The sequence below is a fragment of the Thioclava sp. ES.031 genome, assembly GCF_002563775.1.
Classification (GTDB): Bacteria; Pseudomonadota; Alphaproteobacteria; order Rhodobacterales; family Rhodobacteraceae; genus Thioclava.
Map to the genome: position 1 here is coordinate 2505837 of NZ_PDJO01000001.1, position 17162 is coordinate 2522998.

Annotated in this window: 15 protein-coding genes; 6 read left to right on the top strand and 9 right to left on the bottom strand. The window is 65.1% G+C overall.

What is annotated here, in order from left to right; translation table 11 throughout:
* Positions 1-7: 7 nt before the first annotated feature.
* From scpB to AXZ77_RS11990, 8 genes are all read right to left on the bottom strand, one after another.
* Entirely contained in the window at positions 8-673 is a 666-nt protein-coding gene (gene scpB / locus AXZ77_RS11955) for an SMC-Scp complex subunit ScpB (protein WP_078547427.1), read from the bottom strand.
* Positions 670-1452, bottom strand: coding sequence for a ScpA family protein (locus AXZ77_RS11960; RefSeq protein WP_078522820.1), 783 nt, complete (start codon positions 1450-1452; stop codon positions 670-672). The genes scpB and AXZ77_RS11960 overlap by 4 nt, the downstream gene beginning before the upstream one ends.
* Positions 1445-2446, bottom strand: a complete 1002-nt coding sequence (gene nagZ, locus AXZ77_RS11965) for a beta-N-acetylhexosaminidase (RefSeq protein ID WP_098411311.1) — start codon at positions 2444-2446, stop codon at positions 1445-1447. The genes AXZ77_RS11960 and nagZ overlap by 8 nt, the downstream gene beginning before the upstream one ends.
* Positions 2446-3492: an SPOR domain-containing protein gene (locus AXZ77_RS11970; protein WP_098411312.1), complete on the bottom strand. Its 1047-nt coding sequence runs from the start codon at positions 3490-3492 to the stop codon at positions 2446-2448. Before AXZ77_RS11970 ends, nagZ begins: the two co-directional genes overlap by 1 nt.
* Positions 3493-3566: 74 nt before the next feature.
* Entirely contained in the window at positions 3567-5312 is a 1746-nt protein-coding gene (gene argS / locus AXZ77_RS11975; RefSeq protein ID WP_098411313.1) for an arginine--tRNA ligase, read from the bottom strand.
* A gap of 144 nt (positions 5313-5456) precedes the next feature.
* Complete coding sequence (locus tag AXZ77_RS11980; RefSeq protein WP_078547435.1) at positions 5457-5879, bottom strand: heme-binding protein; 423 nt, start codon at positions 5877-5879, stop codon at positions 5457-5459.
* Positions 5876-8041 carry a malate synthase G gene (locus tag AXZ77_RS11985; RefSeq protein ID WP_098411314.1) on the bottom strand — a complete coding sequence of 722 codons (2166 nt, stop codon included), beginning with the start codon at positions 8039-8041 and terminating at the stop codon, positions 5876-5878. The genes AXZ77_RS11980 and AXZ77_RS11985 overlap by 4 nt, the downstream gene beginning before the upstream one ends.
* Before the next feature lie 167 nt (positions 8042-8208).
* On the bottom strand, positions 8209-8541 hold the full coding sequence (locus tag AXZ77_RS11990) for a hypothetical protein (protein WP_098411315.1): 333 nt from the start codon (positions 8539-8541) through the stop codon (positions 8209-8211).
* 323 nt (positions 8542-8864) lie between these two features.
* Between AXZ77_RS11990 and pepN the strand changes: the two genes are divergently transcribed.
* From pepN to AXZ77_RS12020, 6 genes are all read left to right on the top strand, one after another.
* A complete protein-coding gene (gene pepN, locus AXZ77_RS11995; RefSeq protein ID WP_098411316.1) occupies positions 8865-11435 on the top strand; it encodes an aminopeptidase N in 2571 nt (856 codons plus the stop codon).
* A 141-nt stretch (positions 11436-11576) separates the two neighbouring features.
* Positions 11577-11990 carry a hypothetical protein gene (locus AXZ77_RS12000; protein WP_078571758.1) on the top strand — a complete coding sequence of 138 codons (414 nt, stop codon included), beginning with the start codon at positions 11577-11579 and terminating at the stop codon, positions 11988-11990.
* Positions 11991-12076: 86 nt separating this feature from the next.
* Positions 12077-13594, top strand: a complete 1518-nt coding sequence (gene gatB, locus AXZ77_RS12005; RefSeq protein WP_098411318.1) for an Asp-tRNA(Asn)/Glu-tRNA(Gln) amidotransferase subunit GatB — start codon at positions 12077-12079, stop codon at positions 13592-13594.
* A gap of 143 nt (positions 13595-13737) precedes the next feature.
* The gene (locus AXZ77_RS12010; protein ID WP_098411319.1) at positions 13738-14709 is read left to right on the top strand and encodes a DUF808 domain-containing protein; all 972 of its coding nucleotides are present in this window, start codon (positions 13738-13740) and stop codon (positions 14707-14709) included.
* A 72-nt stretch (positions 14710-14781) separates the two neighbouring features.
* Positions 14782-15525, top strand: coding sequence for a carboxylesterase (locus tag AXZ77_RS12015; protein ID WP_098411320.1), 744 nt, complete (start codon positions 14782-14784; stop codon positions 15523-15525).
* A gap of 97 nt (positions 15526-15622) precedes the next feature.
* Positions 15623-16333, top strand: coding sequence for an alpha/beta fold hydrolase (locus AXZ77_RS12020; protein WP_098411321.1), 711 nt, complete (start codon positions 15623-15625; stop codon positions 16331-16333).
* Here the strand turns inward: AXZ77_RS12020 and AXZ77_RS12025 are convergent.
* Positions 16319-17098, bottom strand: a complete 780-nt coding sequence (locus tag AXZ77_RS12025; RefSeq protein WP_098411322.1) for an NERD domain-containing protein — start codon at positions 17096-17098, stop codon at positions 16319-16321. The two genes, AXZ77_RS12020 and AXZ77_RS12025, sit on opposite strands and share 15 nt — an antisense overlap.
* Positions 17099-17162: the final 64 nt, after the last annotated feature.

Sequence of the window (17162 nt, forward strand, 5' to 3'; positions counted from 1 at the left end):
ATCCCTCTCAATCCTCGAACAGCTCGGACTGGCCGGTCTGGGCTTCGTCCTCCTCGCCCTCTTCGTCGTCATCCGAGCCTGCACCGGGAAGGGGGCGCGAGTCCAGCAGACCGGCGGCGCGCAGCTCCTTGAGGCCCGGCAGATCGCGGGCGCTCTCGAGGCTGAACTGGTCGAGGAATTCCTGCGTCACGACGAAGGTGACCGGGCGGCCCGGCGTCATCCGGCGGCGGCCGAAGCGGATCCATTCCATCTCCAGCAACTGGTCGATCGTGCCGCGCGAGACGGCGACGCCGCGGATCTCTTCGATCTCGGCGCGGGTGACCGGCTGGTGATAGGCGATGATCGCGAGCGTCTCGACGGCGGCGCGGGACAGCTTGCGCTCCTCCACCGTCTCCTTCTGCATCAGGAAGGCGAGATCGGGCGCGGTGCGCACGGCCCAGGCGTCGCCCACCTTCACCACGCGCACGCCGCGCCCCTCGTAGCGCTTGCGCAGATGCACGAGCGCCTCGGCAGGGTCGCAGCCATGCGGCATCCGCTCTTCCATCTCGCGCAGACGGACGGGTTCGGCAGAGGCGAAAAGGATCGCTTCGACCATCCGCTCCTGCTCGGCGATGGGCGGCGCCGCAAAGAGGGTTTCTTCTTTTTCTTCAGTCTGTTCCGGCTCGTCGTTCATGTCTTCTTCCGGATCGAAATGGGTTGGAACGTATCGCTCTGGCGCAGCTCGATCTGGCCTTGCTTGGCCATCTCCAGCGAGGCCGCGAAAGTCGCGGCGGTGGCCGAGCGTCGGCGTTTGGGATCGGCGGTCCAGCCGTCGGGGAGGAAGGTGGTCAGCTCCGACCAGCCGCCCGCGAAACCGATCAGCCCGCGCATCCGGTCCAGCGCCTCCTCCATCGTGAAGACATTGGTCCGATCGAACGCATAGGGGCGGAATTCATCGCGCGTGCGGATGCGCGCATAGGCCTGCATCAGGTCCATCAACGAGGCCGAATAGGTGACCTTGCGGACGCGCTCGACCTCTTCCGAGATACCGCGCGCGAAGGTGTCGCGCCCCAGCCGGTCGCGCGCCATCAGCTGCGCCGCCGCCTCGCGCATCGCCTGCAGGCGTTCCAGCTGGAAGGCCAGATGCTCGGCCAGATCTTCCGCCGAGGGGCCTTCGGCCTCCGGGTCGGGCGGCAGCAGAAGCCGCGATTTCAGGAAGGCGAGCCACGCCGCCATCACGAGGTAATCCGCGGCCAGCTCGATCCGCAGCGCCTTCGCGCGGTCGACGAAGGCCAGATATTGCTCGGCCAGTTGCAGCACGGAGATCTTGCGCAGATCGACTTTCTGGCTGCGCGAAAGCGTCAACAGAAGGTCGAGCGGGCCTTCGAACCCGTCGACATCGACGATCAGCGCCTCGGCCTGAAGCCGATCCGCTACCGTTTGCGAGTCGAACAGATTTTCGGTGTCACTCATCCATGCCGCCGCTCAAGAGTGCCTCAAGTTCGGCATCGAGCGCGGCCATGTCAACTGTCTCGGGCGGCAAGCGCCGGTCCAGCGCGGCCTCGGCGCGGGCCTTTGCGGCCTCACTCATCGCCGGGGCGGCCATCGCCACCTCTTCCATCGCGGGCATGTCGCCCTTGCAATGAAGCACCAGATCGCAGCCCGCAGCCAGTGCGGCAGCCGTGCGTGTCCCGAAGCCGCCCGCCAGCGCCTCCATCCCGATATCGTCGCTCATCAGGAGCCCGCCGAAGCCGATCTCTTCACGGATCATCTTGATGATCTTCGCGCTCTGCGTCGCAGGGGCATCGTCGAGCGCGGTGAAGCGGATATGCGCGGTCATCCCCAGCGGCAAATCGTTCAGCGCCTTGAAGGGCGCAAAATCACGCGCGATCAGATCGGCCTTGGAGGCCTCGACCACCGGCAGGTCCTTGTGGCTGTCGGAGATCGCACGGCCGTGGCCGGGGATATGCTTGATCACCGGCAGCACGCCGCCCGCCAGCAGCCCCTCGGCCGTGGCGCGCGCATTGGCGATCACGGTAGCGGCGTCCTCGCCCAGACAGCGGTTTTGCAAGAAAGGATGGGTCAGAATCCCCGCGATATCGCAGGTCGGCGCGCAGTTCACGTCGATGCCGACCGCGCGCAACTCCTCCGCCATGATCCGCGAGCGCAGCCAGAAGGAGCGCGGCGCCTGCGCCCCTGCCCGCTTCGCCTGCTCCAGCGGTGGCAGCCATTCGCGCCACTGGGGCCCGCGCATCCGCTGCACCCGGCCGCCTTCCTGATCGATCAGCACCGGCGCATCGCGCCCCACCGCCCCGCGCAGCGCATCGGTCAGCCGGGCGACCTGCTCGGGCGTGTCGATATTGCGCGAGAACAGGATGAAGCCCCACGGGTCGGCCTCGCGGAAGAAGTCGCGTTCACGCGCGGAGAGCTCGGTCCCCTCGCAGCCGAAGATCGCGGCGACGCCCATCAGCGCGCCTGCGTCGGGATGCAGTTCTGCCGCTCGGCCACGAGGGCGGCGCAGAACTGGCGCGCTTCGGTCACGTCGTCAAAGCCCGCGACGCGCAGGCGATAGAAATCGCGCCCGCCCGAGCTCGCCTTCTGAACCACGCGCTTCTTGCCGGACATCAGCGCATCGAAGCGCTTGGCGATACGGTCCCATTCGCCCTTGGCCGCGGCCTCGGTGTCGAAGGCGCCAAGCTGAACGAGGCGCGTGCCCGCCGCCAGATCCGCAGGATTGATGTCAACGACGCCCGCCTCGGCCTGACCGGAGGACATCTGCTTCGTCACCGCCTGCTCCAGCGCCGCCGCCAGAAGCTGATCGCGCATCGGTTTGGCCTGCGGGCGCGGCGAGCGCGACACGCCCGGCACCGAGGCCGGGATCACGCCGCTGACCGCGTCGCTCTCGGGTGCGGCTTCCTGCGCGACCGCGTCGGGGCGCGTCTCGGGCATGGCCGGGCTCATCAGCGCGGGCTTGACGGGAATGTCGGGCGCGTCCTTCACCTGAGAGGGATCGGCATTGAGCGCGGCAGGCTCGAGCGCCGCGATTGCGGCCTCCACGGCCGGATTGGACGCAGTGTTGGCCTCATCGCCTGCCACCTTGGCCTGAGCCGCCAGCTCGCCCATCGGCTTGTCATCGTCGGTGAAGCCTTCCGGGCTGGGCGCGAGCGTCACTTTCTCGGGCGCAGGCGCCGCCTGCCCCGTGCCAGCGACGTCGTTCACGGCAAGACCGGTATGGCGCGCAAGTTCGCCGCCCGGGTCCTCGGGCGCGATCCGGGCGGGCCCGTCCATCGCGCGGATCACCGGCACGCCGTTGAGGTCGCGCATCGCCAGCTTGTAGCCCCAGACCACGAGACCCGCGATCATCGCGACCGATGTCAGCGCCCCGGCCACATTGACCCAGCGCGACACGACGCGTGGCGCACGTTCAGGAGCGGGATCTTCGGGATACGCGTAATGGGGCTGCGGGTGTTCATGCCCGTAACCCCCACTCTCGCGGTAGTCGTAGGTCGTCATGCTCGTCGCCTCGCCGCCGGTTGCCCGGCCTTGCCCGGTTGACCCGGAATTTGCCTGTTCCCGGCGGCGTGCGTTTAGCGCATCTCTTCAGCCGGGGTCACGCCAAGAATACCAAGACCGGCGGAAATGACAACGGCGCTGGCACGGGCAAGGGCGATTTTCGCCGCCGATGCGGCCTCGTTGCCCTCCTGCAGGAAGCGCAGGGCCGGCTCGTCATTGCCACGGTTCCACAGGCTGTGCAGGTCCGAGGCAAGATCGTAGAGGTAGAAAGCCACCCGGTGCGGCTCGTTCGCGCGCGCCGCGATCTCCAGAAGACGCGGCCATTCGGCGATCTTCTTGACCAGTTCCAGCTCGGACGGATGCCAGTCGCCGGACAGATCGACCTCGGCCAGACGCGCATCGGACATGTCCCAGCCAGCCTCGGCCGCCTTGCGCAACACCGAGCAGACCCGAGCATGGGCATATTGCACGTAGAAGACCGGGTTGTCCTTGGACTGCTCCAGCACCTTGTCGAAATCGAAATCCAGCGGCGCGTCGTTCTTGCGGGTGAGCATGTGGAAGCGGGTCACATCCGCGCCCGCCTGCTCCACCACGTCGCGCAGCGTGACAAACGTGCCCGCGCGCTTCGACATCTTGAAGGGCTCGCCATTCTTGAACAGCTTCACCAGTTGGATCAGCTTGATGTCGAGCGTCACCTTGCGATCCGACAGCGCCGCCACCGCCGCTTTCATCCGCTTCACATAGCCGCCATGGTCGGCGCCGAAGACGTCGATCAGCAGGTCGTAACCACGGTCGATCTTGGTCCAGTGATAGGCGATATCCGGGGCGAAATAGGTCCAGGAGCCATCCGACTTCTTCACCGGACGGTCCACGTCATCGCCATAGTCGGTCGAGCGGAACAGCGTCTGCTCGCGCTCCTCCCAATCCTCGGGCAGCTTGCCTTTCGGCGGGTCGAGCACGCCCTCGTAGATCAGGCCCAGATCCTCGAGCCGCTTCAGCGCAGCCTCGATCTGGCCGGTGCCGTAAAGCGATTTCTCGGAGGAGAACACGTCCATCTTCACGCCGAGACAGGCGAGATCCCCGCGGATCATCTCCATCATCTGCTCGGTTGCGAATTCGCGGATATCTTCGAGCCAGTCTTCCTCGGGCTTGTCGAGCAGGCTCTCGCCATACTTCGCCTTGATCGCCTCGCCGACCGGGATCAGGTAATCGCCGGGATAGAGCCCCTCGCGGATTTCCGGCTCGAGGCCACAGGCTTCGCGGTAACGCTCATAGGCGGAACGGGCGAGCACATCGACCTGCGCACCGCCATCGTTGATGTAATATTCCCGCGTGACGTCATAGCCCGCGAAATCCAGCAGGCTCGCCAGCGCATCGCCGAAGACCGCGCCGCGCGTATGGCCGACATGCATCGGGCCGGTGGGGTTCGCGGAGACATATTCCACGTTCACCTTCACACCTTTACCCAGATCGGAACGCCCGTAATCCGCGCCCTCTTTGAGCACGGCGTGGGTCACATCCGCCCAGACCTTCGGATCGAGGCGCAGGTTGATGAAGCCGGGACCGGCCACATCGGCGCTGACGATCCGGTCATCTGCGGCCAGCTTGCCTGCCAACGTCTCGGCGATGTCGCGCGGCTTCGATTTGGCGGGCTTGGCCAGCACCATCGCGGCGTTGGTCGCCATGTCGCCATGCAGCGGATCGCGCGGCGGCTCCACCGCGACGTTTGCGTAGTCCAGCCCCTCGGGCAGCGCGCCCTCGGAAACCATCTGATCGAGTGCCGCAATCACCGCGGCGCGGATGTCGGAAAACAGGTGCATTCTCATTGTCCTTATTTGCGCTCTCCCCTGCCAGAGCGCGCCGGGCGCGTCAATGGCCCGAGCGGGCTCCGAGCGAGGGCAGAGACGACGCGGGCGGCCCGGCATCGCCTGCCGGACCGCCCGAAATCGAACCTTGCGAAAGGATCAGTCCTCGGCGGTGAAGCCCGCAGCCTCGATCCCGGCCACGGCCACCTTGGCGTCATTGTCCGAGGTATCGCCGGTGACGCCCATCGCACCGATCACAGCCCCGCTCTCATCGCGGATCAGCACGCCGCCGGGCACCGGGCAGGTCTTGCCGTCATAGATGCCGTTCACGGCGGCCATGAAATAGGCCTGCGCTTCGGCCCGCGCCATCTGCGCCTTGCCGCCCATGCCCAGCATCACCGCGCCGTAAGCCTTGGCGCGCGCGATCTCGAACCGGCCCGGCGCGGCGCCATCGGCGCGCGCGAAAGCCAGCGGGTGGCCGCCCGCATCCAGCACGATCGCCGAGAGCGGTTTCAGTTCGTCTTCCACACCTTGCGCGAGCGCGGTGTCGATCATCTTCTGCGCTTGTTCGAGCGTGATCATGCGCGTTCCTCCTTCACTTGCAGGCGGCGCTGATGCAGCACCGGTTCCGTATAACCCGAGGGCTGGACCGTACCCAGGAAGCACAGATCGCACGCCGCCTGGAAGGCGAAGCCGTCATAGCCGGGCGCCATCGGGCGGTAGTTCGGGTCGCCCTCGTTCTGGCGGTCGACGACCTTGGCCATCTTGCGCAGCGCCTCCATCACCTGACCCTCGCTGACCAGCCCATGTTCGAGCCAGTTCGCGATCGCCTGGCTGGAAATCCGGCAGGTCGCGCGGTCTTCCATCAGGCCGACGTCGTGGATGTCGGGCACCTTCGAGCAGCCCACCCCCTGATCGACCCAGCGCACGACATAGCCGAGGATGCCTTGCGCGTTATTCTCGATCTCGGTGCGGATTTCCTCTTCCGAGTAGTTCTTGCCGCGTGCGAGCGGGATCGTCAGCAGATCGTCGAGCCGCGCCGGGCGGTTCATCGCGGCGATCTCCTGCTGGCGACGCTTCACATCGACCTTGTGGTAATGCGTGGCATGCAGCGTGGCGGCCGTCGGCGACGGCACCCAGGCGCAGTTCGCACCCGCCAGCGGGTGATTGACCTTGGCCTCGAGCATATCGGCCATCCGGTCGGGCATCGCCCACATGCCTTTACCGATCTGTGCCTTACCCGCCAGCCCGCAGGCCAGCCCGATATCGACGTTGCGATCCTCATAGGCTTCGATCCAAGGCTGGCCCTTCATCTCGCCCTTGGCGAGCATCGGCCCGGCCTGCATCGAGGTGTAGATCTCGTCGCCCGTGCGGTCGAGGAAGCCCGTGTTGATGAAGGCCACGCGGTTCTTCGCGGCGCGGATGCATTCCTTGAGATTGACCGAGGTGCGGCGCTCCTCGTCCATGATGCCCAGCTTCACGGTGTAGCGTGGCAGGCCCAGAACCTCCTCGACCTTGTCGAAGATCTCGGTCGCGAAGGCGACCTCTTCGGGGCCGTGCATCTTCGGCTTCACCACGTAGACCGAGCCGGTGACCGAGTTGCGCGGGCCTTCGGTCTTCTTGAGGTCATGCATCGCGCAAAGCGTGGTGACCATCGCGTCCATCAGCCCCTCGCAGGCTTCTTCGCCGTCGCGGGTCAGGATCGCGGGCGTGGTCATCAGGTGACCGACATTGCGCACCAGCATCAGCGAGCGGCCCTTCAGCGTGATCTTCTCGCCACCGCCGCCGGTGAACTGGTAATCGCCTTCGAGCCGCCGGACCGTCTTCTCGCCGTTCTTCACGACGTTTTCGCGCAGATCGCCCTTCATCAGGCCCAGCCAGTTGCCATAGGCCTGAACCTTGTCCTCGGCATCGACACAGGCGACCGAGTCCTCGCAATCCATGATCGTGCTGATCGCGGCCTCGAGGATGACATCGGCGATATCGGCGGGATCGGCCTGGCCTACCTCGGTGGTCGGGTCGATCTCGATCACGAGATGCAGCCCGTTATTTTCCAGCAGAACCTCGGACAGCGCGCCCTCGTCGGAGATGTTGAACCCGAGGAACTGCGCCGGATCGGCCAGCCCGGTTTCGCCCACCGCGTTCTCCACGAAGAAGACACCGTTCTCGACGCGCAGCGCGGTCACGCCGGTCCAGCTTCCGCCTGCAAGCGGCACCGCCTCGTCGAGAAATGCTTTCGCGCGCTCGATCACGCGGGCGCCACGTTCGGGGTCATAGCCCTTGCCCTGCGGCAGATCGCCAAGCGCGTCCGTACCGTAGAGCGCGTCATAAAGACTGCCCCAGCGCGCATTCGCGGCGTTGAGCGCATAGCGCGCATTGGTGATCGGCACGACGAGCTGCGGACCGCAGACGGTGGCGAATTCGGGATCGGTTTCCGGCGTCTCGATCTTGAAGTCGTCGCCTTCCGGCAGGAGGTAGCCGATCTCTTTCAGGAAGGACTTATAGTCTTCGAAATCAAAGCCTTCGGCGCGGTGATGCGCGTGCCAGTCGTCGAGCTTGGACTGGATCGCCTCGCGCGTCTCCAGCAGCGCACGGTTCTTCTGTCCCTGCGTATGCAGCAGGTCCGACAGCCCCTCCCAGAAGCGCTCGGGCGCGACGCCGGTTCCCGGCAAAGCCTGATCCTCGATGAAGGCGGCCAGTTCGACCGCCACCTGCAGTTCGTTACGTGCGACCCGCTGTGCCATTGTGCCCTCCCGGTTTTCTTAGACGCGTACTAGATGAAACCGCTGGACGAGAATGTCCAGCGGATTGGCGTCAGCGCGCGGGAAGACGCTAAGACGGTGAAAGGGCGCAAAAAGGCCAGCGGCTCACGGAAACGTGGGCACCGCAGGCGCGCGCGACCCGTCCAAGCTCACTGCTGGATCGGGTCGGCCTCCGTCGCGTCGCCATTGCTTTCAGCAGTGCCGACACCGGTCGTCTCAGGCGCTTGCGTGGTGGACAGGCCAACCCCGTCCAGCGGTTCCGCTGGCGGTTCCGAGCGCACGACACCCTCGGTCTCCGGCGCGGGCTGCGTCGTGACCTCGGCCTGCCCCGCATCGCTTGCCGCGGGTTCCGAGGTATCTGCCGCCATCGCGAGCCAAACCAGGATCACCGCCACGCCCAGCACCGCGACCACGGCGATCCCGATCAGGGCGGGGGCGTGTCTCTTCTGCTGGGTCTTCACATTGGTATCGGGTGCGGACATCGAATGTCCTCCTTCCATCTTCCAAAGGTTCATGTCGGGGCGGTCGCGACGTTGCGCTAAACCGCCCCCTTTCACCCTAGGTAACGCAGCCCTCCCGCTTCGGGTTCACCCGGCGCGCCACCGCGTCTCTCCGAGCGGTCCGCGAAACCGCTTTGAAAACCCCGAGCGGGGCGGATACTGTGCCGCCAGCTGCGGGACTGCGACGCCAAGACCGGATCGCGCCCGCCCGTCACGAGAGGCGCTGCTCACGCAAAGGCGAACTTGCTTTCGCGCGGGCGCACTCCACCTGAAATAACCCGAAGTTAATTAGGAATATCGTTAGAATGTCCGCTGAACTGACGGCTGCCGAAGCCCCTGCCAAGCGCCTGAGCGACTACCGCCCCTACCCCTTCACCCTCGAGACCGTGCGGCTTGATTTCACGCTCGACCCGGATGCGACCGAAGTGCGCGCGCGCCTCGCCTTCTCGCCCCGGCAAGAGGCGGCCGCGCTGGAACTCGATGGCGAAGATCTGGAGCTTGTCTCGGTCGCAGTGGACGGGCGCGCGCTGACGCCTGACGACTACACGCTGAGCAAGACGGGCCTTACGATCCCGGCGCATGTTCTGCCGTCTCAGGCCTTCACGCTGGAGACCGTCACGCGGATCGCGCCGTCGAAGAATACCGCGCTGGAAGGGCTTTATATGTCGAACGGCATGTATTGCACGCAATGCGAGGCCGAGGGCTTCCGCAAGATCACCTTCTACCCGGACCGCCCCGACGTGATGGCGCGCTTCCACGTCACGATCACCGGCGACCAGCCGGTGCTGCTGGCGAATGGCGACCTGATCGAGAGCCGCGAAGGCTATGCCGAATGGGTCGATCCGTGGCCCAAGCCCGCCTATCTCTTCGCGCTGGTCGCGGGCGATCTGCGCGCGCATTCGGGCACATTCACCACGATGTCGGGCCGCGAGGTCGCGACGAACATCTGGGTCCGTCCGGGCGACGAAGATCGCTGCGACTTCGCCCTGCAGGCACTGCATCGCTCGATGCGCTGGGACGAAGAGGCCTACGGGCGCGAATACGATCTGGACATTTTCAACATCGTCGCCGTCGATGACTTCAATATGGGCGCGATGGAGAACAAGGGGCTGAACATCTTCAACTCCAAATGGGTTCTCGCCTCGCCCGAGACCGCGACCGACGCCGATTACGAGCGTATCGAGGGCATCATCGCGCATGAGTATTTCCACAACTGGACCGGCAACCGGATCACCTGCCGCGACTGGTTCCAGCTGTGCCTGAAGGAAGGGCTGACGGTCTATCGCGACCAGCAGTTCACCGGCGACATGCGCGGCCATGCGACGAAGCGGATCGACGATGTGCTGGCGCTGCGCGGACGGCAGTTCCGCGAGGATCGCGGCCCGCTCTCGCACCCGCCGCGCCCCGATCATTACCGCGAGATCAACAACTTCTACACTGCGACCGTCTATGAGAAGGGCGCCGAGATCGTGGGGATGCTGCATCGCTTGCTCGGGCAAGAGGGCTATCGCGCCGCGCTCGACCTCTATTTCGAGCGTCATGACGGGCAAGCCTGCACGATCGAGGACTGGCTGAAGGTCTTCGAGGACAGCTCGGGCCGCGATCTGAGCCAGTTCAAGCGCTGGTATACCGATGCGGGCACGCCGACCCTGCGGGTGCGCGACAGCTTCAAGGACGGCACATATACGCTTGAATTCGAACAGGAAACGCGCCCCACGCCGGGCCAGCCGGAAAAACTTCCGCGCCACATTCCGATCGAAGTCGGCCTTCTGTCCGAAAATGGCGACGAGGTCGTGCCCTCCACCGTTCTGGAGATGACCGAGGCGAAACAGAGCTTCACCTTCGACGGGCTCGCGACGCGCCCGGTGCCCTCGATCCTGCGCGACTTTTCCGCCCCCGTGCGGCTGGAGCGCGACGCCGACACGTCCGAGCTGGCCTTCCTGCTGACCCATGACCGCGACCCGTTCAACCGCTGGGAGGCAGGCCGCGCGCTGGCCCAGAAAGTGCTGATAGGGCGGGTGCAAGGACAGAAGTCCGACGCGTCCTTCTCTGATGCGATCGGGGCGCTGCTGCGCGACGAGACCGCCGATCCGGCCTTCCGCGCACTGTGCCTGAACCTGCCCTCCGAGGACAGCATCGCGCAGGCGCTCTACGATCAGGGCGAGACGCCCGATCCGGCGGCGATCTACGCGGCGCGCGAAGGGCTCGCCCGCGATCTGGCGAATGCGCATAAGACGCTTCTGGCCGAGATCTTCACCAGCACCGAAGCGAGGGGTCCCTATAGCTCCGATCCCGAGCAGGCCGGTCCGCGGGCGCTGCGCCTTGCGGTCCTGCGGCTCCTGAACCGCATCGACGGCGGAGCACGGGCGGGGGCGCTATTCGCCTCGGCCGAGAACATGACCGAAAGCCTCGGCGCGCTCGCAGCTCTGGTGCAGACCGGGCAGGACGCCGCGGCCATGGCCGAATTCCGCGACCGCTGGCAGGGCGACCGGCTGGTGATGGACAAGTGGTTCCTCGTCCAGCTGGCCAATTGCCCGCCAGGGATGGCGCTGGAGCGCGCCGAGGCGCTGACCGGCGATCCGCTCTTCACATGGAAGACGCCGAACCGCTTCCGCGCGCTGATGGCGGGGCTGTCGGGCAATCACGCGGGCTTCCACCGCGCGGACGGGGCGAGCTATCGCTTCTATGCCGACTGGCTGATGAAGCTCGATCCGGTCAATCCGCAGGTCGCAGCCCGCATGTCCACCGCTTTCGAGACGTGGACTCGCTATGACGAAGGCCGGCGCGAAAAGATGCGCAGCGAGTTGGAACGGATCGCCGCCCAACCGGGCCTCAGCCGCGACCTGTCGGAGATGACGCAGCGTCTGTTGGGCTGATTTCCGCTCAGCGCCCGCGGGCGCGCCCATCTCACCACGGATTGGCCGCATTCTCGGCCCATCCGTGCCGGGTTCTTGACCTACGAAACGCGGACGCCCGCGCCATGCGGGCGGCACGCAATTTCGCGGATGGGCTCGACCATGGACGACAACGAATTTGAGTATCGACACCAAGCCCGCCGGGCGGGAGGGTATCTCGCCCTCGCCTTCGGGATGGCGCTGCTTTACGGCGCAATGAAACTGACCGCGACGACCTGGATCCATGTCGCCGCGTGGATCTATCTCGCCCTCACCTTGTACAAGCTGATGCGCAACCGCTCGGGGCTGCTGCGGATCACGCCTGCACGAATGGAAGTCTATCGGAATGGGCGGCAATTGGGCACGTTCCCGCTCGCACAGATCGACTCGGCGCGGCTGCGGCGGCGCAAGCTTGCGGGCGACGAATGCATGGTCACGCTGCGCGACGGGCGTCGCGCCTACCTGCCGCGAGAGGCCACGCCGCCGCTCGACCGGCTCAGCGCGATTTTCGAATCCTACGGCGTGCCGGTGGTCTGATCCCCAATCCGGGGCGGTCGCCCTCTTGCTCCCGCCCCTGCCCTGTCCTAGAAGCTTGCCCAAGCCTTTACTGACAGGATGTGGACATGCTCGACCATCTCGAATTCCAAGCCCCCGAACCCAAGGTCATTGCCGGTGCCAAATCGGATTGGGAGCTGGTGATCGGGCTTGAAGTCCACGCGCAGGTGGCCTCGAAAGCCAAACTGTTCTCGGGCGCCTCGACCAAGTTCGGTGCAGAGCCGAACTCCAATGTGGCCTTCGTTGACGCGGCGATGCCCGGCATGCTGCCGGTGATCAACGAGTTCTGCGTGGCGCAGGCCGTGCGCACGGGCCTCGGCCTCAAGGCCGATATCAACCTGCGCTCGGCCTTCGACCGGAAGAACTATTTCTACCCGGACCTGCCGCAGGGCTACCAGATCAGCCAGCTCTATCACCCCATCGTGGGCGAGGGCGAAATCATCGTCGACATGGGCCCGGGCGTCGCCCGCAAGGTCCGGATCGAGCGCATCCACCTCGAGCAGGATGCGGGCAAGTCGATCCACGACATGGATCCGCATATGTCCTTCGTGGACCTCAACCGCACCGGCGTCGCGCTGATGGAAATCGTCTCGCGCCCCGACATCCGTGGCCCCGAGGAAGCGGCGGCCTATGTCGGCAAGCTGCGCCAGATCCTGCGCTATCTGGGCACCTGCGACGGCAACATGCAGAACGGCAACCTGCGCGCCGACGTGAACGTCTCGATCTGCAAGCCGGGCGCTTACGAGAAATATCAGGAAACGCAGGATTTCAGCCATCTCGGCACGCGCTGCGAGATCAAGAACATGAACTCGATGCGCTTCATCCAAGCCGCGATCGAATACGAGGCGCGTCGCCAGATCGCCATCGTCGAAGACGGCGGCGAAGTGGTGCAGGAAACCCGCCTCTACGATCCCGACAAGGGCGAGACGCGCTCGATGCGTTCGAAGGAAGAGGCGCATGATTACCGCTACTTCCCCTGCCCCGACCTGCTGCCGCTGGAAATCGAGCAGGCTTGGGTCGACGATATCGGCGCTTCGATGCCGGAACTGCCCGACGAGAAGAAGGCGCGTTTCGTCAAGGAGCTGGGCCTGTCGGAATATGACGCCTCGGTGCTGACCGCAGAGGTCGAGAACGCGGATTACTTCGAGGCCGTGGTGGCCGAGGCCGGTGACGGCAAGCTCGCCGCGAACTGGGTCATCAACGAGCTGTTCGGTCGCCTGAAGAAGGAAGATCACGACATCTCGTCGAGCCCGGTCGATGCCGCGCAGCTCGGCGCGATCATCCGGCTGATCAAGTCCGACAAGATCTCGGGCAAGATCGCAAAGGACCTGTTCGAGATCGTCTATACCGAAGGCGGCGACCCCGAGAAGATCGTGGAAGAGCGCGGCATGATTCAGGTCACCGATACCGGCGCCATCGAGGCCGCCGTGGACGAGGTGATCGCCGCGAACCCCGAGCAGGTCGAGAAGGCCAAGGCCAATCCGAAACTGGCTGGCTGGTTCGTCGGTCAGGTCATCAAGGCTTCGGGCGGCAAGGCCAACCCCAAGGCGGTCAACCAAATCGTCGCGCAGAAGCTGGGGCTGTAAGCCTTGCAAACCATTCCGATCAAGGCGCCTTCGGGCGCCTTTTTCATGTCGGGACGGAAAGAATTCGGGAACAAGTCTTCGCGCTTGTGGCTTGGGGTGACGCGCCCTAGGCTCACGCGGGCGTGATTGGGAAAGGGTTTGCGATGAGTGGCTTGCTGGCATTGCTGGATGACGTGGCGGGGATCGCCAAGGTGGCGGCGACCTCGATCGACGATGCGGCAGGTCAGGCGGCCAAGGCAGGTTCGAAAGCCGCTGGCGCGCTGATCGACGATGCCGCCGTCACGCCGAAATATGTCCACGGCTTCAAGCCCGCCCGCGAATTGCCGATCGTGGGGAAAATCGCGCTCGGCTCGATCAAGAACAAGCTGATCTTCCTGCTGCCAGCGGCGCTGCTGCTCTCTGCCTTCGCGCCGTGGCTGATCACGCCCTTGCTGATGCTGGGCGGCTCTTACCTGTGTTTTGAGGGCGCGGAGAAGGTCTATCACCTGTTCAAACCGCATGAGCCGGACGCCGAGGGCCATGTCGCGGCGGAGACCGCCGACCACCTCGAGGAAAAGCGCGTCAAAGCCGCGGTGAAGACCGATTTCATCCTCTCCGCCGAGATCATGACCATCGGCCTTGCCGCCCTGCCCTCGGGCCAACCGATCTGGATGGAGGCGATCGCGCTTGCGATCATCGGCATCGGCGTGACGGTGCTGGTCTATGGCTCGGTCGCGTTGATCGTGAAAGCCGATGATGCGGGGCTCTGGCTGGCCGAGAACGCGAACCTTTCTGCGACCCGAGCCTTCGGGCGCGGCATGGTGAAAGTCATGCCATGGCTGATGAAGACCCTGATGATCGTCGGCACCGCGGCGATGATCTGGGTCGGCGGCAATATCGTGCTGCACGGTCTGGCAGAGCTTGGCTGGCACGCGCCCTATGACTGGATCCACCATCAGGCCGAGGCCGCAGCCCATGCGGCAGGCACGGCGGAAGGCTTCGTCAGCTGGGCCATCACCGCATTCTTCGACGGCATCTTCGGGCTGATCTACGGTCTGGTCCTGATCCCCGTCGTCACCCGGATCATCCAGCCGATCTACCGCGCCGTTACCGGCAAGGAAAAGCCCGCGCACTGAGCGCAAGCGGACAGGTTGAGGCCACCCGCGCCGCCCGATAGGCTGGGCGCGAACAGATCGCAGGGAGCGCAGATGACCGAGTATTTCGAGACCCAAGAAGGCCGCCGCATCGCCTATAACCTGACGCCAGGCAAAGGGCCGGGCGTGGTGTTCCTCGGCGGGTTCAAATCCGACATGGAAGGCACGAAGGCGCTGGCGCTCGAGGACTGGGCCAAGCGCGAAGGCCGCGCCTTCCTGCGCTTCGACTATTCCGGCCACGGTGTCTCGGACGGCGCATTCGAGGACGGCGCCATCGGCGACTGGTTCGAGGATGCGCGCGACGTGATCATGGCCAAGACCGAAGGCCCGCAGATCCTCGTGGGCTCCTCGATGGGCGGCTGGATCTCGCTTCTGATGTCACGCGAACATCCCGAGAAAGTCGCAGGCCTCGTCACCATCGCCGCCGCCCCCGATTTCACCGAAGACGGCTATTGGGCGAGCTTCGACAAGGAAACCCGGCACAAGCTGGAGAGCGAAGGCTCCATCGCGATCCCGTCGGATTACGGCGAGCCCTATGTCATCACGCGCCGCCTGATCAACGAGGGCCGCGAGCGGCTGGTGCTGCGCAGCCCGCTGGCGCTGCCCTTCCCCACGCGTTTCCTGCAAGGCACCGCCGACGAGGCCGTCAGCACCGAGACCGCGATCCGGCTGCTGGAGCATGCCGAGGGCGAGGACATGCGCCTGACCCTGGTCAAAGGCGCCGATCACCGCTTCTCGGACCCCGATTGCCTCGCGCTGATCGAGACCGCGCTGGCGGAGGTGCTCGCCCGGCTGTGATCCGCCGCTTGCGGCATTTCGATTTGCTTGGCCTCGCCCCTTGCGGCACACTCGACGCGAGAAGCGCGAAAACGCGCCGCGATTGAGGTTTCGAGCGATGCCAAGCGACCCGCTGGTCTTTCTACCCGGATTCATGTGCGACGCACGGCTGTTCTGGCACCCGCTGCAAGAGCTGTCCACCGAGCGCTCGGTGATGGTGGCGCGGCTGCGTGGCGCGACGATCGAAGAGATGGCGCAGCGGGTGCTCGACGAGGCCCCGCCGCAATTCGCGCTGGTCGGGCATTGGCTGGGCGCGATCGTCGCGATCGAAATCCTGCGCCGCGCCCCCGACCGCGTCAGTCAGGTCGCGCTGCTCGACGTCTCCCCCCTGCCCGAGATGCCGCAGGTCGCCGCCGCGCGCGAGACGCGGATCGTGAAGGCGCTCACCGGGCGGCTCGACGAGATGATGCTCGAAGAAGTCCCCGCCGAGAGCCTCGCCCCCGATCCCGGCCGCGCCGAGATTCAGGCGATGATGCTGGAGATGGCGGCAGGCTTGGGCGCCGACACGTTCGAGGTGCAATCGCGCGCCCTGATGCGCCGCCCCGACCTGCAACGCACGCTGCGCGCCACGAAAACCCGCGCGCTGCTGATGTGCGGCGAATACGACAAGATCTGCCCACCGCGCCGCCACGAATTCCTCGCCGAACTGATGCCCCACGCCGAATTTCGCCTGATCCTCGGCGCAGGCCACCTGAGCCCGCTGGAGCAACCCGAGAAGATCACCCAAGGCCTGCGCGACTGGCTGGAGGCGCCGTTATTGTTGGCGTGAGAACGCAACAACCTTCGGGGCTTCGACTTTCCGGGTTCCACGGCACTTCGGGAAATTCGTGCAGCCCAGGAAGACGTCATTCGTCTTCTTGCTACGGCGCTCGACCATCGCGGATCCGCATCGCGGACACGCATCTGTCGACGCCTGCGCTTCGACTCGCGTCCTGACGTTCTTGATGTGCTGCTGCGTGGTCCTCAAACCCCGCTCGAACCGTCGGCTTTCCAACGCCTGACATAGCGCCTCAACCTCACCCTCCGTGAGTATCACTTGGTGGGGAGACTTCAGAAAGTTGAGCATCGAGTTCCGTCGCCAGTGAACGCTGGGAGGAAACTCGGTTTTCGGGACCGCCCCACCAACGAAGACGATAACCCCCTGAACCTTGCTGCCGTCTACACCAAGACAGTCTTCAATCGCTTTGATGTGCTTGTAGTTTTGCCGCAGCGGATTCTGAAACTTGGTCTTTTTCTTATAGAGAACCTGCGTCCACTGAGATTGCCTCTCCGCACCGAATATCCAACCGCTCATGTTCTTGGTCTCAATCACGAACACGCCGCTCCGCGAAATGAGGACATGATCGATTTGCGTTGTCCCGTCCTTCACGGGCAGGGTCACATCATCGAAAAGATGCATACCCCCTTCTTCAGCGAGCTTCTTGAGCCCTTTGCTGACGTAAACCTCTCCGATGAACCCCTTGAAGCGTGGGGATTTTACGATCGCGGCTAAGAGGAGGAGGAGAAGCACAACGGGGAAAAACAATGCGTCCATAATTTCGGTCTCAAAAAATCAAAGTGATTTTCCGATCATGCGCCGAAACCCGTCAAAACGATGG

Bases quoted from the DNA above. Each gene is read 5' to 3' on its own strand.
- scpB (WP_078547427.1), bottom strand. From the start codon at position 673: ATGAACGACGAGCCGGAACAGACTGAAGAAAAAGAAGAAACCCTCTTT.
- AXZ77_RS11960 (WP_078522820.1), bottom strand. From the start codon at position 1,452: ATGAGTGACACCGAAAATCTGTTCGACTCGCAAACGGTAGCGGATCGG.
- nagZ (WP_098411311.1), bottom strand. From the start codon at position 2,446: ATGGGCGTCGCCGCGATCTTCGGCTGCGAGGGGACCGAGCTCTCCGCG.
- AXZ77_RS11970 (WP_098411312.1), bottom strand. From the start codon at position 3,492: ATGACGACCTACGACTACCGCGAGAGTGGGGGTTACGGGCATGAACAC.
- argS (WP_098411313.1), bottom strand. From the start codon at position 5,312: ATGCACCTGTTTTCCGACATCCGCGCCGCGGTGATTGCGGCACTCGAT.
- AXZ77_RS11980 (WP_078547435.1), bottom strand. From the start codon at position 5,879: ATGATCACGCTCGAACAAGCGCAGAAGATGATCGACACCGCGCTCGCG.
- AXZ77_RS11985 (WP_098411314.1), bottom strand. From the start codon at position 8,041: ATGGCACAGCGGGTCGCACGTAACGAACTGCAGGTGGCGGTCGAACTG.
- AXZ77_RS11990 (WP_098411315.1), bottom strand. From the start codon at position 8,541: ATGTCCGCACCCGATACCAATGTGAAGACCCAGCAGAAGAGACACGCC.
- pepN (WP_098411316.1), top strand. From the start codon at position 8,865: ATGTCCGCTGAACTGACGGCTGCCGAAGCCCCTGCCAAGCGCCTGAGC.
- AXZ77_RS12000 (WP_078571758.1), top strand. From the start codon at position 11,577: ATGGACGACAACGAATTTGAGTATCGACACCAAGCCCGCCGGGCGGGA.
- gatB (WP_098411318.1), top strand. From the start codon at position 12,077: ATGCTCGACCATCTCGAATTCCAAGCCCCCGAACCCAAGGTCATTGCC.
- AXZ77_RS12010 (WP_098411319.1), top strand. From the start codon at position 13,738: ATGAGTGGCTTGCTGGCATTGCTGGATGACGTGGCGGGGATCGCCAAG.
- AXZ77_RS12015 (WP_098411320.1), top strand. From the start codon at position 14,782: ATGACCGAGTATTTCGAGACCCAAGAAGGCCGCCGCATCGCCTATAAC.
- AXZ77_RS12020 (WP_098411321.1), top strand. From the start codon at position 15,623: ATGCCAAGCGACCCGCTGGTCTTTCTACCCGGATTCATGTGCGACGCA.
- AXZ77_RS12025 (WP_098411322.1), bottom strand. From the start codon at position 17,098: ATGGACGCATTGTTTTTCCCCGTTGTGCTTCTCCTCCTCCTCTTAGCC.